16 protein-coding genes are annotated in these 15,981 nt (G+C 70.1%); 7 read left to right on the forward strand and 9 right to left on the reverse strand.

Going from position 1 to position 15,981, the window contains the following annotated elements; all coding sequences use genetic code 11:
• A complete protein-coding gene (locus SROS_RS20920; protein ID WP_012890940.1) occupies positions 1–786 on the forward strand; it encodes an ABC transporter permease in 786 nt (261 codons plus the stop codon).
• A gap of 499 nt (positions 787–1,285) precedes the next feature.
• Positions 1,286–1,588, forward strand: coding sequence for a hypothetical protein (locus SROS_RS49710; RefSeq protein ID WP_012890941.1), 303 nt, complete (start codon positions 1,286–1,288; stop codon positions 1,586–1,588).
• Positions 1,589–1,818: 230 nt separating this feature from the next.
• Here the strand turns inward: SROS_RS49710 and SROS_RS53035 are convergent, their stop codons facing one another.
• From SROS_RS53035 to SROS_RS53045, 3 genes are read right to left on the reverse strand one after another with little or no spacing between them, the layout of a single operon-like run.
• On the reverse strand, positions 1,819–2,058 hold the full coding sequence (locus SROS_RS53035) for a serine hydrolase (protein ID WP_245564754.1): 240 nt from the start codon (positions 2,056–2,058) through the stop codon (positions 1,819–1,821).
• Entirely contained in the window at positions 1,953–2,438 is a 486-nt protein-coding gene (locus SROS_RS53040) for a serine hydrolase domain-containing protein (RefSeq protein WP_245564687.1), read from the reverse strand. The genes SROS_RS53035 and SROS_RS53040 overlap by 106 nt, the downstream gene beginning before the upstream one ends.
• The gene (locus tag SROS_RS53045; RefSeq protein ID WP_169369200.1) at positions 2,435–2,611 is read right to left on the reverse strand and encodes a hypothetical protein; all 177 of its coding nucleotides are present in this window, start codon (positions 2,609–2,611) and stop codon (positions 2,435–2,437) included. Before SROS_RS53045 ends, SROS_RS53040 begins: the two co-directional genes overlap by 4 nt.
• A 238-nt stretch (positions 2,612–2,849) precedes the next feature.
• On the opposite strand from SROS_RS53045, the gene SROS_RS20930 reads away from it, so the two are divergent.
• Entirely contained in the window at positions 2,850–6,611 is a 3,762-nt protein-coding gene (locus SROS_RS20930; RefSeq protein ID WP_012890942.1) for a S8 family serine peptidase, read from the forward strand.
• A gap of 64 nt (positions 6,612–6,675) precedes the next feature.
• On the opposite strand, the gene SROS_RS20935 is transcribed toward SROS_RS20930, so the two are convergent.
• On the reverse strand, positions 6,676–7,629 hold the full coding sequence (locus tag SROS_RS20935) for a helix-turn-helix domain-containing protein (protein ID WP_012890943.1): 954 nt from the start codon (positions 7,627–7,629) through the stop codon (positions 6,676–6,678).
• Positions 7,630–7,825: 196 nt separating this feature from the next.
• The gene (locus SROS_RS20940) at positions 7,826–8,323 is read right to left on the reverse strand and encodes a MarR family winged helix-turn-helix transcriptional regulator (RefSeq protein ID WP_043652497.1); all 498 of its coding nucleotides are present in this window, start codon (positions 8,321–8,323) and stop codon (positions 7,826–7,828) included.
• A 112-nt stretch (positions 8,324–8,435) separates the two neighbouring features.
• Here SROS_RS20940 and gap point away from each other — a divergent pair, with 112 nt between their 5' ends.
• A complete protein-coding gene (gene gap, locus SROS_RS20945; RefSeq protein ID WP_012890945.1) occupies positions 8,436–9,440 on the forward strand; it encodes a type I glyceraldehyde-3-phosphate dehydrogenase in 1,005 nt (334 codons plus the stop codon).
• 185 nt (positions 9,441–9,625) lie between these two features.
• On the opposite strand, the gene SROS_RS20950 is transcribed toward gap, so the two are convergent.
• Positions 9,626–10,507, reverse strand: a complete 882-nt coding sequence (locus SROS_RS20950; protein WP_012890946.1) for a LysR family transcriptional regulator — start codon at positions 10,505–10,507, stop codon at positions 9,626–9,628.
• A 133-nt stretch (positions 10,508–10,640) separates the two neighbouring features.
• Between SROS_RS20950 and SROS_RS20955 the strand changes: the two genes are divergently transcribed.
• Together SROS_RS20955 and SROS_RS20960 are read left to right on the forward strand one after the other, a co-directional pair.
• Entirely contained in the window at positions 10,641–12,065 is a 1,425-nt protein-coding gene (locus SROS_RS20955; RefSeq protein WP_012890947.1) for an MFS transporter, read from the forward strand.
• Positions 12,066–12,144: 79 nt separating this feature from the next.
• Positions 12,145–12,885 carry a class I SAM-dependent methyltransferase gene (locus tag SROS_RS20960; RefSeq protein WP_012890948.1) on the forward strand — a complete coding sequence of 247 codons (741 nt, stop codon included), beginning with the start codon at positions 12,145–12,147 and terminating at the stop codon, positions 12,883–12,885.
• A gap of 87 nt (positions 12,886–12,972) precedes the next feature.
• Here the strand turns inward: SROS_RS20960 and SROS_RS20965 are convergent, their stop codons facing one another.
• The 3 genes from SROS_RS20965 to SROS_RS20970 form a co-directional block, all read right to left on the reverse strand.
• Positions 12,973–14,175 (reverse strand): FAD-dependent monooxygenase, encoded by a 1,203-nt coding sequence (locus SROS_RS20965; protein WP_012890949.1) that lies wholly within the window; start codon positions 14,173–14,175, stop codon positions 12,973–12,975.
• Positions 14,176–14,249: 74 nt separating this feature from the next.
• Complete coding sequence (locus SROS_RS51040; protein ID WP_169369326.1) at positions 14,250–14,420, reverse strand: hypothetical protein; 171 nt, start codon at positions 14,418–14,420, stop codon at positions 14,250–14,252.
• A gap of 44 nt (positions 14,421–14,464) precedes the next feature.
• Positions 14,465–14,782, reverse strand: a complete 318-nt coding sequence (locus SROS_RS20970) for an ArsR/SmtB family transcription factor (RefSeq protein ID WP_012890950.1) — start codon at positions 14,780–14,782, stop codon at positions 14,465–14,467.
• Between the two features lie 91 nt (positions 14,783–14,873).
• Here SROS_RS20970 and SROS_RS20975 point away from each other — a divergent pair, with 91 nt between their 5' ends.
• On the forward strand, positions 14,874–15,875 hold the full coding sequence (locus SROS_RS20975) for a zinc-dependent alcohol dehydrogenase family protein (protein WP_012890951.1): 1,002 nt from the start codon (positions 14,874–14,876) through the stop codon (positions 15,873–15,875).
• Positions 15,876–15,981: the final 106 nt, after the last annotated feature.

The raw sequence follows: 15,981 nt of genomic DNA on the forward strand, positions 1-15,981 counted from the left end.
GTGCGCACCCTACGGCTCGCCTGGATCGGCGGCATCCTTGCCTATCGGGCTCTTTTCAACTGGACCAGCCCGTCGCTGTTCATCGGCTCGCTCATGGCCGCGCCGGTGTTCCAGCTCCTGTTCTTCGTCTACCTCGGACGTGAGATCGGAGTGGCCGACGACAACTTCTACGTCCTTGGCAACGTGCTTCTCGCGGCCACCGGGGCATGCGTGACCGGCGGGACCATGGCGATCGCCAACGAGCGCCGATACGGCACGCTGGGCCCGGTCCTCCTCAGCCCGCGGAGCCGTGTCGCGCTCTGGGGCGGACGCGCACTGCCATACGTGGGCAACGCGCTCCTGATCATGACGTTCACCCTGGCCTGCGCGGCGGTGACGGTGGGGCTGAGAATGCCTGCCTCGGGTATACCGGGACTGATCCTGGCGCTCCTGGCCGCCGGCCTCTCGGGTACGGCGTTCGGGATCGTCATAGGCTCCCTCGGCCTGCGGGCGAGCAACACCATGGTGATGGCCAACATCGCCTACACCATGCTCATCCTGCTGACAGGAACGATCGTCTCGCGCACCACCCTCCCGGCCTGGATGAGCGCCATCGGAGGCGTGCTCCCGCTCACTCACGCCACCGAGGCCGTGCGCGCCAGCTCCGCCGGCATCGACCTGGCCGTCGTCCTGGGCCACGTGGGCGAAGAACTGGCGGTCGGCCTGCTCTACGCCCTGCTGGCCGCGGCCCTGTTGAAGTACTTCGAGTGGACGAGCCGCAGGGGCGCTTCGCTCGACGCTGTCTGAACCTCACATGCTCCGCGACCGGGGGCTTCTCTGCGTGACATGGCGCGCATTTCGCGCCCCGTTGACGGTCAAGGAAGAAAAGGGCAATCGAGAATTAATGTCACCTCTAAGTCATTAGTGGCGAAGTGCCAATAATGGGAAATACCAAATGCCTGGCAGGTGACATATGCGATTCGCTGACCCGTGGCACGATATGCCTTTTACATGTCCGGCGTTACTTCCAACTGGGGGCGGGGAGGTATCGCGTAAGATTTCATCGGTCAAGGAGAAAGGGGGGTGATGTGAGAGGGGTGACCCCGATATCCAGGCTCCCCGTGCGTGAAGGGCTCATGTAGCCGGCCCTCAGCTGCTCCGACGTGCCACCGGCCGCGCCGTGACCGCTCCGTCCGATACAGGGCCCCAGCCGCTTCGGCGTCGAACAGAAGACATTACCGGCTCTCGATGAGTCATCAAGGCGTTCGCTCGATGATTCGGCGGATGCGTCAAGGGGGACTATGCAATGCCCGGAATCAAGAATATCGTCACCGCACTCACTCTCAGTGGCGCACTCGCCGGGGGCATGATCGGGCTGGGTGTCGCGACCATGGCCACCGGCGCCGAGGCGGTCAGCGCCGTCAAAACGGCGGGCTCGGACTGGAGAGAGGATCGCTGCCGCGGCTGTCATCGCGGCAAGAATTGCCGTAGGGATCGCGACGGGAATCGCCCCAAGAAGAGGAACATCAACGTCAACAATAACAACAACAACAAGGAGAAGAAGAAGCGTAGTGATCTTGTTCTGGAAAACCACCTGCGGGCGCGCTGAGCTTGAGCCGCACGGTGCTCGTCTGTGACGGCCGGCATCGAGAACCGGCCTCGGGCGGACCTCAAGAAAGCCCCGCCCGCCTTTCGGTGCATGCCGGGAGGCGGCGGGGCTTCTCCGCGCCGTACGGCCGCATCGCTCGTGCGCAGCCCGTGGACGATGCCGGCCGGCGCCGTACGGTCATCGACCGGCGGTCTTCCCGGGGAGCACCGGTGCCGGGAAGGAACGGAGCACTACGCGTGCTCGGTCTGCAAGACGCGGAGCAGATCGAAGGCGGGGCGATCCAGTGACCGCCGGGTGTTGCTGAGCATGGCGACGGCCACGCCCTTCTCGGGGTCGAAGCCCACGAAGGAGGAGAACCCTCCGGTCATCCCGTTGTGCCAGATCCGGAGGTGGGCGCCCTGCCGAGGATGCAGACGCTGCCCCATCCAGCCGAGATGCGCCCAGGCGAAGGGATTGATCCGGTGTTCGATCCGGCGGCTGAGCCGGATCGCCTCGGCGACCACGCCGGCGCCGATCCCAGCAGCCCGGCGCCGAGGTTGGAGTAACGGAATCGACGTCCGGGCGTGGCGCCCAGCCGGATCCCGGCCGGCCCCCGGAGCAGGAACTCGGTGGTGCGTCCGGCGTACGGATCCGGCTTCGACGGCCGGAGCAGCGCCTGCAGCAGCATGCCCTTGGGCGGGCGGGGCAGGCCCGAGGTGTGGGTCGCCAGATGCCGAAGGGTGATCTCCTGACCATCCCGTGAAGGCACGCTCGTCCCCCCGGGCAGCAGTGCGGCCAGCGGCTCATCGAGTTCGGCCGTGCCCGCCACGGTCAGCCGCGCCAGGGCCAGGGCGGTGAACACCTTGGTCACCGAGCCGATCTCGAACAGGGTCTCGGCGCCGGGCGTGCCGCCGTTCTCGCCACCCGTGCGCCCGGCCCCCGGGTCTCCACCGAGCCCGGGGTGAGCGCGGTGACCACCACGCCGACGTGCCCGGCCACCAGCTGATCGGCTGCCTTCTGCACGAGGCCGTCTAGATCCGTCATAGCTGGCAATTATGGACGTCCGAACGCGCGGGCCGGGCCGCCCGCCGGCCCGGATCCGTCGGGGCTGGCAGGCGCTCGGGGGCTCGTACGGCGGGCTGACGGCCCACGGACCGGAAAGTGGCGACGATCTGACATGTCCACTGTCCGCCAGGTGCAGTCGTAGCGTCGCCGGTCTCTCCATGACGAAGCTTTGTCCTGCCGGTGCCGACCCCCCTGCCGGCAGAAAGAGAGTCCCTCAATGCCAATCAGACGTAGGGCGGCACTACTCAGTGTCTCCCTCGCCGCCACGCTTGTCGCGGCCGGCACCGGAAGCGCGCACGGCGAGTCGCCGGCCCCCGGCGACGGGGTCGCCGGCATACCGGCGCCGTCGGCCATCACCGCGCGGGTCACCCTCATCACCGGTGACCAGGTCGCCGTGACCAGCCAGGCGGGCAAGACCGTCTCGGTCAACGTGACCCCGTACAACCGCTCGATCAGCGACATCCGCACCTTCACGGTCGGCACCGACGTGTACGTGATGCCGAAGGAGGCCGAGGCGCTCGTCGGCTCCGGCCAGGTGGACAAGCGGCTGTTCAACGTCACCCAGCTGATCGCCCAGGGCTACGACGACGCGCACAGCGAGTCGATCCCGATGATCGTGCGGTACTCGGAGAAGGCCGCCAAGAAGGCCGGCGAGCCGAGCGCGCCCGACGGTGGCCGGATCACCCGGCGCCTGCCCGGCGTCCGCGGAGCGGCCGTCAGCGCGGACAAGAAGCAGGGCGACACGTTCTGGGAGGCCGTCGACGACGACACCTCCAAGGCGGGTACTCCCACGACCCAGCTGTCGGGCGACATCCAGCGCCTCTGGCTGGACGGCAAGGTGAAGGCGCTGCTCGACAGGAGCGTGCCGCAGATCGGCGCGCCCGAGGCCTGGGCCGCCGGGTACGACGGCGCCGGCGTCAAGGTCGCGGTGCTGGACACCGGCGCGGACTTGAGGCATCCCGACCTCGTCGACAGGATCGCCGACAGCCGTAGCTTCGTCCCGGACGAGGCGGTGCAGGACGGCCACGGCCACGGTACGCATGTCGCCTCCACGATCGCCGGCTCCGGCGCGGCGTCCGGCGGCAAGTACAAGGGTGTGGCGCCCGGCGCCAAGCTCCTCGTGGGCAAGGTGCTCGCCGACGGGGGCGCCGGCATGGAGTCGTGGATCCTCGACGGGATGACCTGGGCCGCCCACTCGGGCGCGAAGGTCGTCTCGATGAGCCTCGGCGGCCAGGAGGGCGCCGACGGCACCGATCCGATGGCGATGGCGGTCAACCAGCTGACCGCCGAGACCGGCGTGCTGTTCACCATCGCCGCGGGGAACAGCGGACCGGGGGCGACCACGGTGGGCTCACCCGGCGCAGCCGACGCGGCCCTGACCGTCGGCGCGGTCGACTCCGCCGACGCGGTCACCGACTTCTCCAGCCGCGGCCCCCGCGGGGGCGACGGCGCGCTCAAGCCGGAGATCACCGCCCCCGGCTTCAAGATCGTGGCCGCCCGTGCGACCGGCACCTCGATGGGCACGCCGGTGGACGACACCTACACCACCGCGAGCGGTACCTCCATGGCCACGCCGCATGTGGCCGGCGCCGCCGCGATCCTCGCCCAGGAGCACCCGGACTGGACCGCCGCGCGGCTGAAGAGCCAGCTCATCAGCACGGCGAAGACCACGGCCGGTACGCCGGTGCACTCCCAGGGCGCCGGCCGGGTCGACGTGAGCCGCGCCGTCCGGCAGCCGGTCCACGGGCCGGGCGTGATCGACTTCGGCCTCGCGGACTGGGACTCCGGCAGCGGTCCGGCCACCAAGCAGATCGACTACGTCAACGACGGCGACCAGCCGGTCACCCTGGCGCTGTCGGCAAAGGGCGCGGGCGAGGACCTGCCGGCCGGGGCGCTGACCCTCGGCGCCGAAACGGTGACCGTGCCGGCCCACGGCACCGCCGCGGCGAGCGTCACCGTTGACACGGCCGCCACGGCGGCGGGGGCACACGGCGCGCACGTCACCGCCACCTCCGCCGACGGCCAGACGGTCGTGACGACGGCGGTCGGTTTCGTCAGGGACGTGGAGCGCTTCGACGTCACCCTCAAGGTGCTCGACCGGGACGGCAAGCCGACGACCGGCGTCGCCGTCGTACATGACTTCAGTCTGGGGAAGCTGGGCCTGCCGGACATGCACGTGCCCGGGGAGGACGGCACCGTCGTGGCGCGGCTGCCCCGCGGCGAGCACGCCTTCATGGCGGAGATCTTCCACTACAGCGCCGACGGGAACCGCGTCTGGGAGTACACCTACGGCGGAGAGCCCGGCACCCTCATCGACTCCGACCGGACCATCACCTTCGACGGCGGCAAGGCAGGCCCGGTCACCATCGACACCCCGAAGCCGAACCAGACGGACAGGCTCCGGCTGGGCCTGGCCATCCAGAACTCGACCGACACGAACGCGTTCGGCGTCGAGCAGTGGATGAACGGCGAGACGAAGGTGTACTCCATCCCGTCGCAGGTCACCAGCAGCCACTTCGAGTCGCGCGTCGGATGGTCGCTCAGCGCGCCGGAACTCCGGGCGCAGGTCGTCGGCCGCGGTGGCGGGCCGATCGAGCCGGTGTACTTCCGAGGCAGGGCCGGCTCGGCGCGCATCGACGGTACGCGGGTGCTGCGGGTGGCGGACGCCGGCACCGGCCGGCCGCAGGACTACGCCGGGCAGGCGGTCCAGGGCAGGCTCGCGCTGGTGAAGCGCAGCGCCGACCTCACCCCGCAACAGCAGGTCGACAACGCCGCGGCGGCCGGCGCCGACGCGGTCGTCATCTACAACGACAACCCCGGCAACTGGGGCGCCGACAACTGGAGCGTGACGGCGACCAAGATCCCGGCGATGACCATCTCGGGCACGCAGGGTGCCCGGCTGGCGGAGCTGGCGGCCCGCGGCAGGGCCAAGGTCGAGCTCACGGGCACGGCGGTGAGCCCGTACTCCTACGAACTGCTCAAGTATCGGCAGGGCGGCATCCCCGCCGACCAGCGGTACCGGGTACGGACGGACGAGCTCGCCACGGTCGAGTCGTCGTTCCACGCCTCGGTGCCCGGCACGGAGGCCGGGTACTCCCGGCTGATGGTCTCACCGATGCAGACCGTGGCGTACCTGCTCTTCAACCGGATCGTCATGCCGCGCCCCCTCACCCAATACGTCACGGCCGACGTGAAGACCTGGGAGGCGATGCAGGTCGGCACCGTGTGGGAGGCCGGCCAGGCCGGGCAGCAGACCGCGCCGACGGTGCTCAAGGCCGGTCAGCGGGTGTCCCGCGACTGGAACAAGGCGGTGGTCCGTACGGCGCTGCCAAGCGGGCTGGACAAGTCGGCCTACCGGGACGGTGCCGTCGCCGTGGTGTACGCGGGCGGATTGTCCGACACGGTGCCCGACCAGTGGTTCATGAGTCGTGCCTTCACCGACAAGGAGCGGACCACGGTGTACCGCAACGGTGAGCTGCTCGGATCCGCACCGTCAGCGGTCGTCGCCTTCCCGGTGGTGCCGGAGCGCGCCGAGTACCGCCTGGTGGTCGACGCGCAGCGGGACCAGCCTTGGTGGACCACCTCCACCAAGGTGAACACCGACTGGACGTTCCACTCCGAGGAGGCCGGCGCCGGGACGCCGCTGCCGGTCCTGTCGGTCGACTACGACCTCGATGTCGACCAGGCCAACAGCGCCTCGGTGAAGTCCGCGACCCGTGTCGGGCTCGGCCTGCGCTACCCGAAGGGCAAGGCCGGCCCACGGATCACCGAGGCGAAGCTGTGGGCCTCCTACGACGACGGCACCACCTGGCAGCAGGTGCGGCTCGCCGCCAAGGGTGACGCGGCCTTCACCGGCACGATCAGGAACCCCGCCTCCGCGAAGGCCGGCGGGTCCGTCTCGCTGCGGGCACAGGCCACCGACGCCGACGGCAACACCGTCCTGCAGACCGTGACCCGGGCGTACCGACTGCAGCGGTGACCCGACGGGCCGGGGCGCTCCATCCGCGCGGCGGACGGGGCGCCCCGGCGCCGTTCCGATCACCTCACGAGGGGATCATGCCGGACCTGGCGGCGTACCAGGCGAGCTGCATACGGCTGTCGGTTCCGGCCAGCTTCATCAGCCGGCGGATCCTGCGTTGCACGGTGCGTTCGCTGGTGCCGAGCCGGCTGGCCACTGTCTTGTCCGGCATGCCGGACAGCAGGTACGTCAGCAGTGCCACGTCGACGTCGTCCCATGCGGGAACCCCCTCGGTCACACTCGTGGCGGTGAGCCGCAACGGCGTCGCCGCCTGCCAGACCCGCTCGAAGAGCGCCACCAGCAGGTGGACCAGGGACTGCCCCCGTACCAGGAGGAAACCCGGATGGACGCTTGCCTGGTCGAGCAGCATCGGCAGCAGCACCGCCTCCCGGTCCACGATGATCATTTTGCTGGGCAGCTCGGCGGCGATCCTGATCTCGTACCCGCTCTTGAGGAACCTGCCGATCTCGGCGGGCGCCCGCGGATCGTCGAGAGCGGCGCGTTCGTACACGTAACGGTAGGTGGGCAGCGCGTTGGTGGAGTCGTCGAGGTTCACGTCGAGCACATACGGGGGCCGGAAGAAGGCCAGCACCTCTCGTCTGGCGCCGCGCTCCATGTTGTCGAGCCAGGTGGTGAGCTGTTCCGGCGTGCTGAGCGCCTCTATCTCACCCGCGGGCGCGGCGGCTCCTGTCCGGTAGACCTCCACCAGCTCCGCCAACCTGCCCTGAACCTGCTGCAGCGCGGACTGCCGTTGCGCGATCAGCGTGCCGAGTCCGACGTCGGGCGGTACGACCATGTGCAACCCGCTGTCGTCGCGGGTGGCCAGGCCGAGTTCGACGAGTCGGGCCACGGCGGCCGTCGCGGTCGTCACAGGCATGTCCAACGCCTCGGCCATGTCGGAGACCGTCATCCGGTGACATCGCAGGAGTTCGACGTAGACGGTCTCCTCCTGCTCGCTGATCCCCAGCCTATTCAGCATCTTTAATCACTTTCTGACCACATTGCAACATCTGTCCGGGGCTACTATGCCTCGTGCCTTTTCGCGGGGAACATCCGGGCGATCATCGATCGATGACAACGACCCCCGCAGGATCGGTCCGTACCGCATCGCGGGCCGGCTGGGAGCGGGCGGGATGGGGGCCGTGTACGCCGGAACGTCGCGGGGATCGGGCTCGTCAGCGCTCAGGGTCGACCTCGACGGCGACCGGCTGCGTGGGGGTGTCCGACGATCGGCCTCGCCCCAGTTCCGCGATGCGGGTCAGGGCGGGCAGCGCGCCGGCGATCGCCTGCCGCTGTTCGGCGCTCAGCTGGGCGACGAGCGGGGCCAGGTGGCGTGTGCGGTCGTCATGGCGTGAGCGGCCGATCCGCCGGCCGGCCTCGGTGATGTGGACGAGGACGGCGCGTCCGTCGTTCGGGTCGGGACGGCGCTCTACCAGTCCGTCGCGCTCCAGCCGGGTGACCAGCTGGGTGATGCCGGGCTGGCTGACCTGCTCGGTCCTGGCCAGGTCGGTCAGCCGCATCGGGCCGTCGCCGCACGCGAGGGTGTCCAGCACCGACAGCGTCGTGAACGACAGCTTCTCCAGCGTCGGGAGCCGGATGTAGAAGCGGTTGAAGTTCTCGACCGCCGTGGTGAAGGCGTCCACGTCCAGGTCGTCGTCCGAGGTGTCGTCCATCCCAAAAATATATCGCATACTTATTTAAGTTGCTTATGATGTTCTCCCGGACGCCCCCCGAGCCGCCGCGTGCGGGGCGCGTCACCCCTCGTCGGCGCAAGGAGAAGGAACCATGACTGTTCGTATCGGCATCAACGGCTTCGGGCGGATCGGTCGCAACGTCTTCCGCGCGGTAGCCGCCCGGGACGCGGACCTGGAGATCGTCGCGCTCAACGACCTCGGTGATGTGGCGACCATGGCCCACCTGCTGGCCTACGACTCGATCCTGGGCCGCTTCCCCGGCGAGATCACCGCCGAGCCCGGTGCGATCCGTATCGGGGACAAGACCGTCAAGGTCCTGGCCGAACGCGACCCCGCCGACCTGCCGTGGGGGGACCTGGGAGTGGACGTGGTCATCGAGTCCACCGGAATCTTCACCCATGCCGCCAAAGCCCGCGCGCACGTCGACGGCGGCGCGAAGAAGGTCATCATCGCCGCCCCGGCCAGTGGCGAAGACGTCACGATCGTGCTCGGCGTCAACCAGGACGCCTACGACCCGGAGCGCCACACGATCATCTCCAACGCCTCGTGCACCACCAACTGCCTCGGAGTGCTGGCCAAGGTGCTGCACGACGCCGTCGGCATCGACTCCGGCATGATGACCACCGTCCACGCCTACACCCAGGACCAGAACCTCCAGGACGCCCCGCACGGGGACCTGCGACGCGCTCGCGCCGCGGCCCTCAACATCGTGCCCACCTCCAGCGGAGCCGCCAAGGCCATCGGCCTGGTCCTGCCCGAACTCCAGGGCCGTCTCGACGCCTTCGCCCTGCGGGTTCCCGTCCCCACCGGCTCGGTCACCGACCTGACCGTCACCACCAGCCGCCGCACCACCTTGCAAGAGGTCAAGGACGCCTACGCCCAGGCCGCCGCCGGTCCGTACAAGGGCCTGCTGTCCTACACCGAGGCGCCCATCGTCAGCACCGACATCGTCAGCGACCCCGCCTCCTGTGTCTTCGACGCCGAACTCACCCGCGTCCTCGGCCCGCAGGTCAAGGTCGTCGGCTGGTACGACAACGAGTGGGGCTATTCCAACCGCCTCATCGACCTGGCCCTCCTGGTCGGCAGCACCCTGTAGACCAGCGGCTCGCCCTCCCCGGCGGACATGGGCTCCACGCTGAGAGCGGTGGTCCGGCGCGCGGGCCGGACCGGACGGCAGGCCGCCGATACCCGCTGAAGCGCAGGTGCCAGTCGGTCACGAAGATCGCCCCGCTGGCGTGCGGAGGGCTCACACAACGCTTCTCCCAGCGGGGGCTCTGGTGGTCAGGGGCGGGCCGCGGCGTACAGGACGTCACGCATGCCGGGCAGCGACTCCCGGTCTTCTCGCCAGACGAGCCGCAGGCTGAGATCCGGGAGCGGGAGGTCGAGCCGGACCAGGGTGCCGGCGCGGAGGCTGTCGGCGACCGCGAACCGGGGGAGAAGCGAGACTCCGAGCCCGTGCTCGGCCCACGAGCGCATCACCGGGACGCCTCCGGCTCTGATCCGTTTGGGACCGGAGCCGAGGATCTTGTTCCCCGCCATCCAGAACGAGCATTCAGGGACGTTGACCAGGAGCCGCTCGTGCCTGAGGTCACCGGGGGTCAGGGCGGCTCGGGCGGCGAGAGGGTGGGTCGGCGCGGCCACCAGCGCGAGGGGGACCGGGTCGAGGTCGACGAAGGCGAGCGGTTCGGCGGGGGCGGGAAAGCCGAGTCCGCCGACGTCGTCGCCGGAGTCCAGCAGCAGGGCGGCTTCGAGCCGTCCCTCGATCACGTCGGCGAGGAGTCCGTCACGGGCGCGTTCGGAGTGAATCTCGACCTCGATGTCGGGCCGGCGTTCGGCGAATCGGGCGAGGACACGGGGCACGTGCGAGCCGGCGAGGGTCTCCAGCGCGCCGAGCCGCAGCAGCTGCCGTTCGCCTCTGACGTCGCGGGTGGCCTGCTCGGCCTGGTCGAGCAGCGACCGCGCCCATCCCCGCAGCCGCTGCCCGGCGGGGGTGGGCTCCATTCCCTTGGGGCCGCGCACGAACAGGACCACGCCGAGCGCTCCTTCGAGCGTCCGGATCTGCTGGGAGACGGACGAGGGGGCGAGGTCGAGCGCGACGGCGGCGTCGGTCACGGTCCGGTACCGGACGACGGCCTCGAAAGTCCTGAGCTGGCGTAGCTCCACGCGCAGAGGAACGAGGCCGGGCGTTCGGAAATTCCGAACGGGACGTGCAGCCGGGGCGGTGGAGCCGCAGGCCCGCCGGAACGCACAGTGGGTCACGTCATCCCCACCTCTGTCTTCGGGAGCTGTCTCAGGCATGACTTTTCTGAATTCACCCGCGCCGGCGCCGGCGGATCCCCGTCCGGGGCGGGGGCGTGCCCGCGCGCTGGCGGGCATTTCGCTGGGCTACTTCATGGTGCTGCTGGACATGACGGTGCTGACGGTCGCCGAGCCCGATCTGGTGTCCTCTCTCGGCACCTCGATGGCCGGGTTGCAGTGGGCGACCGCCGGCTACACCGTGGCGTTCGCCGCGCTGCTGCTGTCGGCGGGAGCGGCGGCGGACCGCTTCGGCGCCGAGCGGCTCTTCCGGGCCGGGATCGCGGTCTTCACGCTCGCGTCCTTGCTCAGCGCGTTCGCTCCGGGGCTGCCGGCCCTGGTCCTCCTGCGCGCGGTCTCGGGGGTCGCCGCGGCGGCGTGCGTGCCCGCCTCGATGGCGATGATCGCCCGGCTCTACCCGGAGCCCGCGGCGCGGGCGCGCGCGGTGTCGGTGTGGGCCGCGACCAGCGGTGCGGCCGTGGCGGCCGGTCCGATCGCGGGCGGTGCCCTGGTGGCCCTGGCCGGATGGCGGTCGGTCTTCCTGGTCAACGTGCCCATCGGGCTGGTGGTGCTGGTGCTGACGCTGGGCCGGGCGGTGGCGTGTCCGCGCGGTGACCGCCGGATCGACTGGCCCGCCCAGTTGGCGGCCGCCGCGGTGCTGGCCCTGTGCACGGACGCGCTGATCGCCGCCGGCTCGCGGGCGTGGGTCCACGCTGCGTGGTCGTTGGTGGGGTTCGGGGCGTCGGTGCCGGCGTTCCGGTACCTGGAGCGCCGCAGCCAGGCGCCGGTCCTGAACCGGGCCCTGCTGGGGTCGGCCCGGGTGCGGGCCGGGCTGCTGGCCGCGGCGGGAGTGAACTTCGCGCTGACCGGGGCCCTGTTCGTGCTGCCGCTGCTGCTGCAGCAGGAATGGCACCTGGACCCGCTGCGGACCGGACTGGCGTTCCTGCCGCTGACCGTTCCCTTCGCAGCCAACCCGCCGTTCACGGGCAGGATCGTGGCACGGGTGGGGCCTCGCCGGCCGATCCTGGCCGGTCTGGCGCTGCTGGCCGCCGGAGGCGCCGTGCTGGCCGGCGTGGTCTTCACCGGCGGGAGCTACCCGTGGCTCGCGGTGGGCCTCCTGATGACCGGCTTCGGCGTCTCCTACGCCCTGCCGGCCCTGGTCGCGGCCCTGGTCGGCGTCGCCCCGGCGGGGACGGCCGGTGCGGTGGGCGGCCTGCTCAACGCCGTGCGCCAGGTCGGTGCCACCCTCGGCGTCGTCGTCATGGGTGCCGCCGTCGCCGCGGGCACCGGATGGGCTCTGCTGCTGTCGGCCGCGGTCTGCGCCGTCGCCTGGTCCGTGTTCGCTCTCGCGCGCCGTGACGAGGCCGTCCGGACCGCGGCCGGTGGCCGGGGGAGTGCCGCCGCGCCGGTGCGCGCGGGGCGGTGATCCAGGCGTCCGACGAGGTGGGGGAGGGACACCGGGAGCCTCGGCCGGAGTTCGAACGGCACGGCTACCATTTTTCTCCATGGAACACGCCGAGTTCAACGATGCCCGGCTGGTGGAGGTCTATGACGCCGAGTGCCCTTGGTCGCGCGACGACGACTTCTTTCTCTCCGTGGTCGACGAGACCCCCGCGGCTCGGGTGCTCGACCTGGGGTGTGGCACCGGTCGTCTGGCGCTGGGTATGGCAGCGGCCGGCCACACGGTCACCGGCGTCGATCCTGCCCGGGCATCACTTCAAGCCGCTCGCCTCAAGCCGGGTGCCGAGCAGGTGACCTGGATCGAGGGTACGGCGGAGACGCTTCCGGAGCGGTCGTTCGATGTGGTGGTCATGACCAGCCACGTGGCTCAGTTCTTCGTCGACGATGACGAGTGGGGCCGTACCCTCGCCGCGGTCGAACGTTCACTCGTGCCCGGTGGCCGGCTGGTGTTCGACTCGCGGGAACCTCAAGATCGCAGATGGGAGCGGTGGAACCCGATCGACTCCCGTCGGCGGGTCCGTCTGCCGGACGGCCGCGAGGTCGGCAGATGGACCCGGGTGACCGCGGTCCAGGGTGGTGTTGTCAGCTTCACCCAGCACTATGTCTTTCCCGACGAAGAGCTTGTCAGTACCGCCACCTTGCGTTTTCGGGCCGAGGAGGAACTACGCGCATCCCTGCAGGCGGCGGGGTTCAGCGTGGAATGGATCTACGGAGGCTGGGAGCGGCAGGCCGTGGGGGAGGGCGACGGAGAGTTCCTGGTCATCGCACGGACACGGACCTGGTGAGTGAGGATCACAAGCCGGCCTCACCGCCTGGCGGCGCATCGGTGAGGTGCCCGAGGGTGTCCGAGCGCCGGTCACCGCGCGGTCATCTCATCCGTGGTCCCCGCTGTGCGCGCTCCGTGTGGCCTTCGAGCCCAGCCGGCCGCGCAGCGACGCGAACTGCTCGGCCGCCCGGCCGATCCGGTAGTACAGCCGCGGCGGGATGTGCGGCAGCAGCGGGGAGTGCCGCCGGCCGAGCAGCGTGAACATCTGCGCCGGTGGAAGGCTGATGTAGCGCGGGAGGTTCTCGTACCACTGGGCGCTGTAGCGGGCCGCTCTCTGGGTGGGCAGGATCGCGGATCTGCGTTCCCGCTCGTAGCGGGCGAGGGCGGGCTGGAGGTGCGTGTCCTCGTGCAGCGCGCTGGCCAGGAAGGCGGCGTCCCCCAGCGCGAGGTCGGTGCCCGCGCCGATGGAGTAGTGCGTGGTGTGCGCGGCGTCCCCGAGCAGGACGAGGTTGCCGCGGTACCAGGTCCGGTTGGTCAGGGTGCGGAAGTTCAGCCAGTGCGCGCTGCGGTCGGCGAGCCCCCGGCCGATCAGCGGGTGCCCGTCCAGCATGTCGACGAAGAGCTTCTCCAGGAGGGCCAGGCTGTCGGCCTCGTTCGCCTGGTCGAACCCGAGTCCTCTCCAGGTCTCGGGGGAGCACTCGATGACGCAGGTGCTGTGCTCCTTGCTGAATCCGTAGCCGTAACACCAGATCCAGCCGTGTGGGGTCTCCACGAAGGCGAAGGTGAAGGAGTCGAAGACCTTGGTGGTGCCGAGCCAGATGTAGACGTTCCGCCCGACCGCGACCTCGGTGCCGAAGTGGTCGGCGTGGCGCTCGCGCAGCACGCTGTTGACGCCGTCGCCGGCGACGACGAGGTCGGCGTCGGCCAGCTCGTCCTCGTCGGCGATCTCGCGCTCGAACTCGATGCGCACGCCGAGGGAGCGGGCCCGCTCGGCGAGGATGTCGAGCAGCAGGCGCCGGCCGATGCCGAAGCCCTCGTCCCCGTGCTCCTCCGTCACCGTCATGCGGTCGTGGACGTGCACGACCCAGCTGTCCCAGCGGAACGAGTTCTCGCTGATGGTGCGCGCGGACTCGGGGTCGGCATTGTGGAGATTGTTGAGCAGTTCGTCCACGTAGGTCACGCCCCAGCCGTAGGTCCACCCGGCTGGGTTCCGCTCGTAGACGGTGATGTCATGGGACGGGTCCACCCGCTTCATCAGGATCGAGAAGTACAGGCTGGCGGGTCCGCCACCGACGCAGGCGACCTTCACGCGAACTCCTATTGCTACGCAACGTAACCAATTCGTAGCATAGAGTAGCAGGCGGGGTGTACGGCGAGGCGACCTCATCCCGCTGAGCCGCCGGTCACGAGATGGCCAATTATCGGCACGCCTCCCATCGCGGCGCCCGTGCGGCGGGTGTTGAACGGCACCGCGGCGTCGAGGGCCGGGCGGGCGGAGCCGGTCTTCCGCGCCTTCGTGGTGACCCTGGTGCGGCTGCCGGCCCTCGCCGTCAAAGATCTTCCGTGCGAGCGCGTGGCGGCTTTCGCGGAGCCGGGAGTCAGTGCCTCTTGTCCTGGTGCGTGGTGAGGGCGTCGAGCAGGCCGGGGAACGCCTCGTCCATCTCGGCGCGGCGGAGGGCGTTCATCCGCGAGGTCCCGACGTAGTACTGCCGGAGCAGGCCCGCCTCGCGCAGCACCTTGAAGTGGTGGGTGGCGGTGGACTTGCTGACCGGCATGTCGAAGGCGCCGCACTTGATGTCCTCGCCGGAGGCGTCGAGCTGCGTGACGATGCTCCGGCGCACCGGATCGACGAGGGCCTCCAGCACCTGCTGGAGGTCGAACTGTGACACCTCTGGATGTGGCGGCGTACGTCCCATGGGTCCATAGTACGACAATCGTCAAAGTTTGACACTGGTCGTACTTGTGCGTGACAGTAGATCGCATTCACAGCGAGCGAAGGATGGCGGCATGGCAAGGACTGTGCGGTTCCACGAGATCGGCGGACCCCAGGTGATGCGGCTGGACGACCTGGAGACAGGCGAGCCGGGACCGGGCGAGGTGCGGATCCGGGTGGACGCGATCGGGATCAACAGGGCCGAGGCGCTGTTCCGGAGCGGCCAGTACATCGAGCCGGTCAAGCAACTGCCCGCCAGGCTCGGCTCCGAGGGTGCCGGTGTGATCGAGGCGGTCGGCCCGGAGGTGGCCGGGTTCGAGGAGGGACAGGCGGTCAGTGTCCTGCCGGGCTTCTTCTCGCAGAACGACTACGGCGTCTACGCCGAGCGGGCGATCGTCCCCGCGGCCGCGCTCCTGCACCGGCCCGACGGGGTGGACGCGGTCTCCGGTGCCGCAGTGTGGATGCCCTACCTCACCGCATACGGCGCGCTGGTGGAAGTGGGCGGGATGCGAGCGGGCGATGTGGTGGCGCTGACCGCCGCCTCCAGCAGCGTCGGCCTGGCCGCCATCCACACGGCCAACCGGGTGGGGGCCACGCCGATCGCGATCACCCGCACCAGCGACAAGAAGGAACGGCTGCTCAAGGAGGGCGCGGCCGAAGTGATCGTCTCCGACGAGGAGGACGTGCCGGCCAGGCTGCTGGCCCTGACCGGAGGCAAGGGGGTCGAGTACGTCTTCGACGCCGTCGCCGGGCCGGGCGTGACCGACCTGGCGAGGGCGGTGGCCCCGGACGGCACCCTCTTCCTGTACGGGGCGCTGAGCGGGCAGCCGACGCCGTATCCGGGGTTCGACCTGGGCATGCCCGCCCTCAACGTGCGCACTTACACGGTGGTGGAGATCGCGAAGGACTCACAGCGGCTGCGCCGGGCCGAGGCGTTCGTCGCCTCCGGCCTGCATGCCGGGGCCTTCCACCCGGTGGTGGATCGCCTGTTCCCGCTGGAGGAGATCGTGCGGGCACACGAGCACATGGAGTCCGACACCCGGTTCGGCAAGATCGTGGTCACCGTGGCCCACTGAAGGGGCATGCCCGGGGGTGGCCGGCGGTCGCGTGGTGGAACGCGTACGCCGGACTTGCCAGCCCCTCCGGCGGTAGGCGACGATCAGGCACGAAGCGTTTCACCCG

It is taken from the genome of Streptosporangium roseum DSM 43021 (assembly GCF_000024865.1).
Lineage (GTDB): Bacteria > Actinomycetota > Actinomycetes > Streptosporangiales > Streptosporangiaceae > Streptosporangium > Streptosporangium roseum.

Coding starts and splice junctions, on each gene's coding strand:
- SROS_RS49710 (WP_012890941.1), top strand. CDS start 1,286: ATGCCCGGAATCAAGAATATCGTCACCGCACTCACTCTCAGTGGCGCA.
- SROS_RS53045 (WP_169369200.1), bottom strand. CDS start 2,611: ATGACGGATCTAGACGGCCTCGTGCAGAAGGCAGCCGATCAGCTGGTG.
- SROS_RS20930 (WP_012890942.1), top strand. CDS start 2,850: ATGCCAATCAGACGTAGGGCGGCACTACTCAGTGTCTCCCTCGCCGCC.
- SROS_RS20935 (WP_012890943.1), bottom strand. CDS start 7,629: ATGCTGAATAGGCTGGGGATCAGCGAGCAGGAGGAGACCGTCTACGTC.
- SROS_RS20940 (WP_043652497.1), bottom strand. CDS start 8,323: ATGGACGACACCTCGGACGACGACCTGGACGTGGACGCCTTCACCACG.
- gap (WP_012890945.1), top strand. CDS start 8,436: ATGACTGTTCGTATCGGCATCAACGGCTTCGGGCGGATCGGTCGCAAC.
- SROS_RS20955 (WP_012890947.1), top strand. CDS start 10,641: ATGACTTTTCTGAATTCACCCGCGCCGGCGCCGGCGGATCCCCGTCCG.
- SROS_RS20960 (WP_012890948.1), top strand. CDS start 12,145: ATGGAACACGCCGAGTTCAACGATGCCCGGCTGGTGGAGGTCTATGAC.
- SROS_RS20970 (WP_012890950.1), bottom strand. CDS start 14,782: ATGGGACGTACGCCGCCACATCCAGAGGTGTCACAGTTCGACCTCCAG.
- SROS_RS20975 (WP_012890951.1), top strand. CDS start 14,874: ATGGCAAGGACTGTGCGGTTCCACGAGATCGGCGGACCCCAGGTGATG.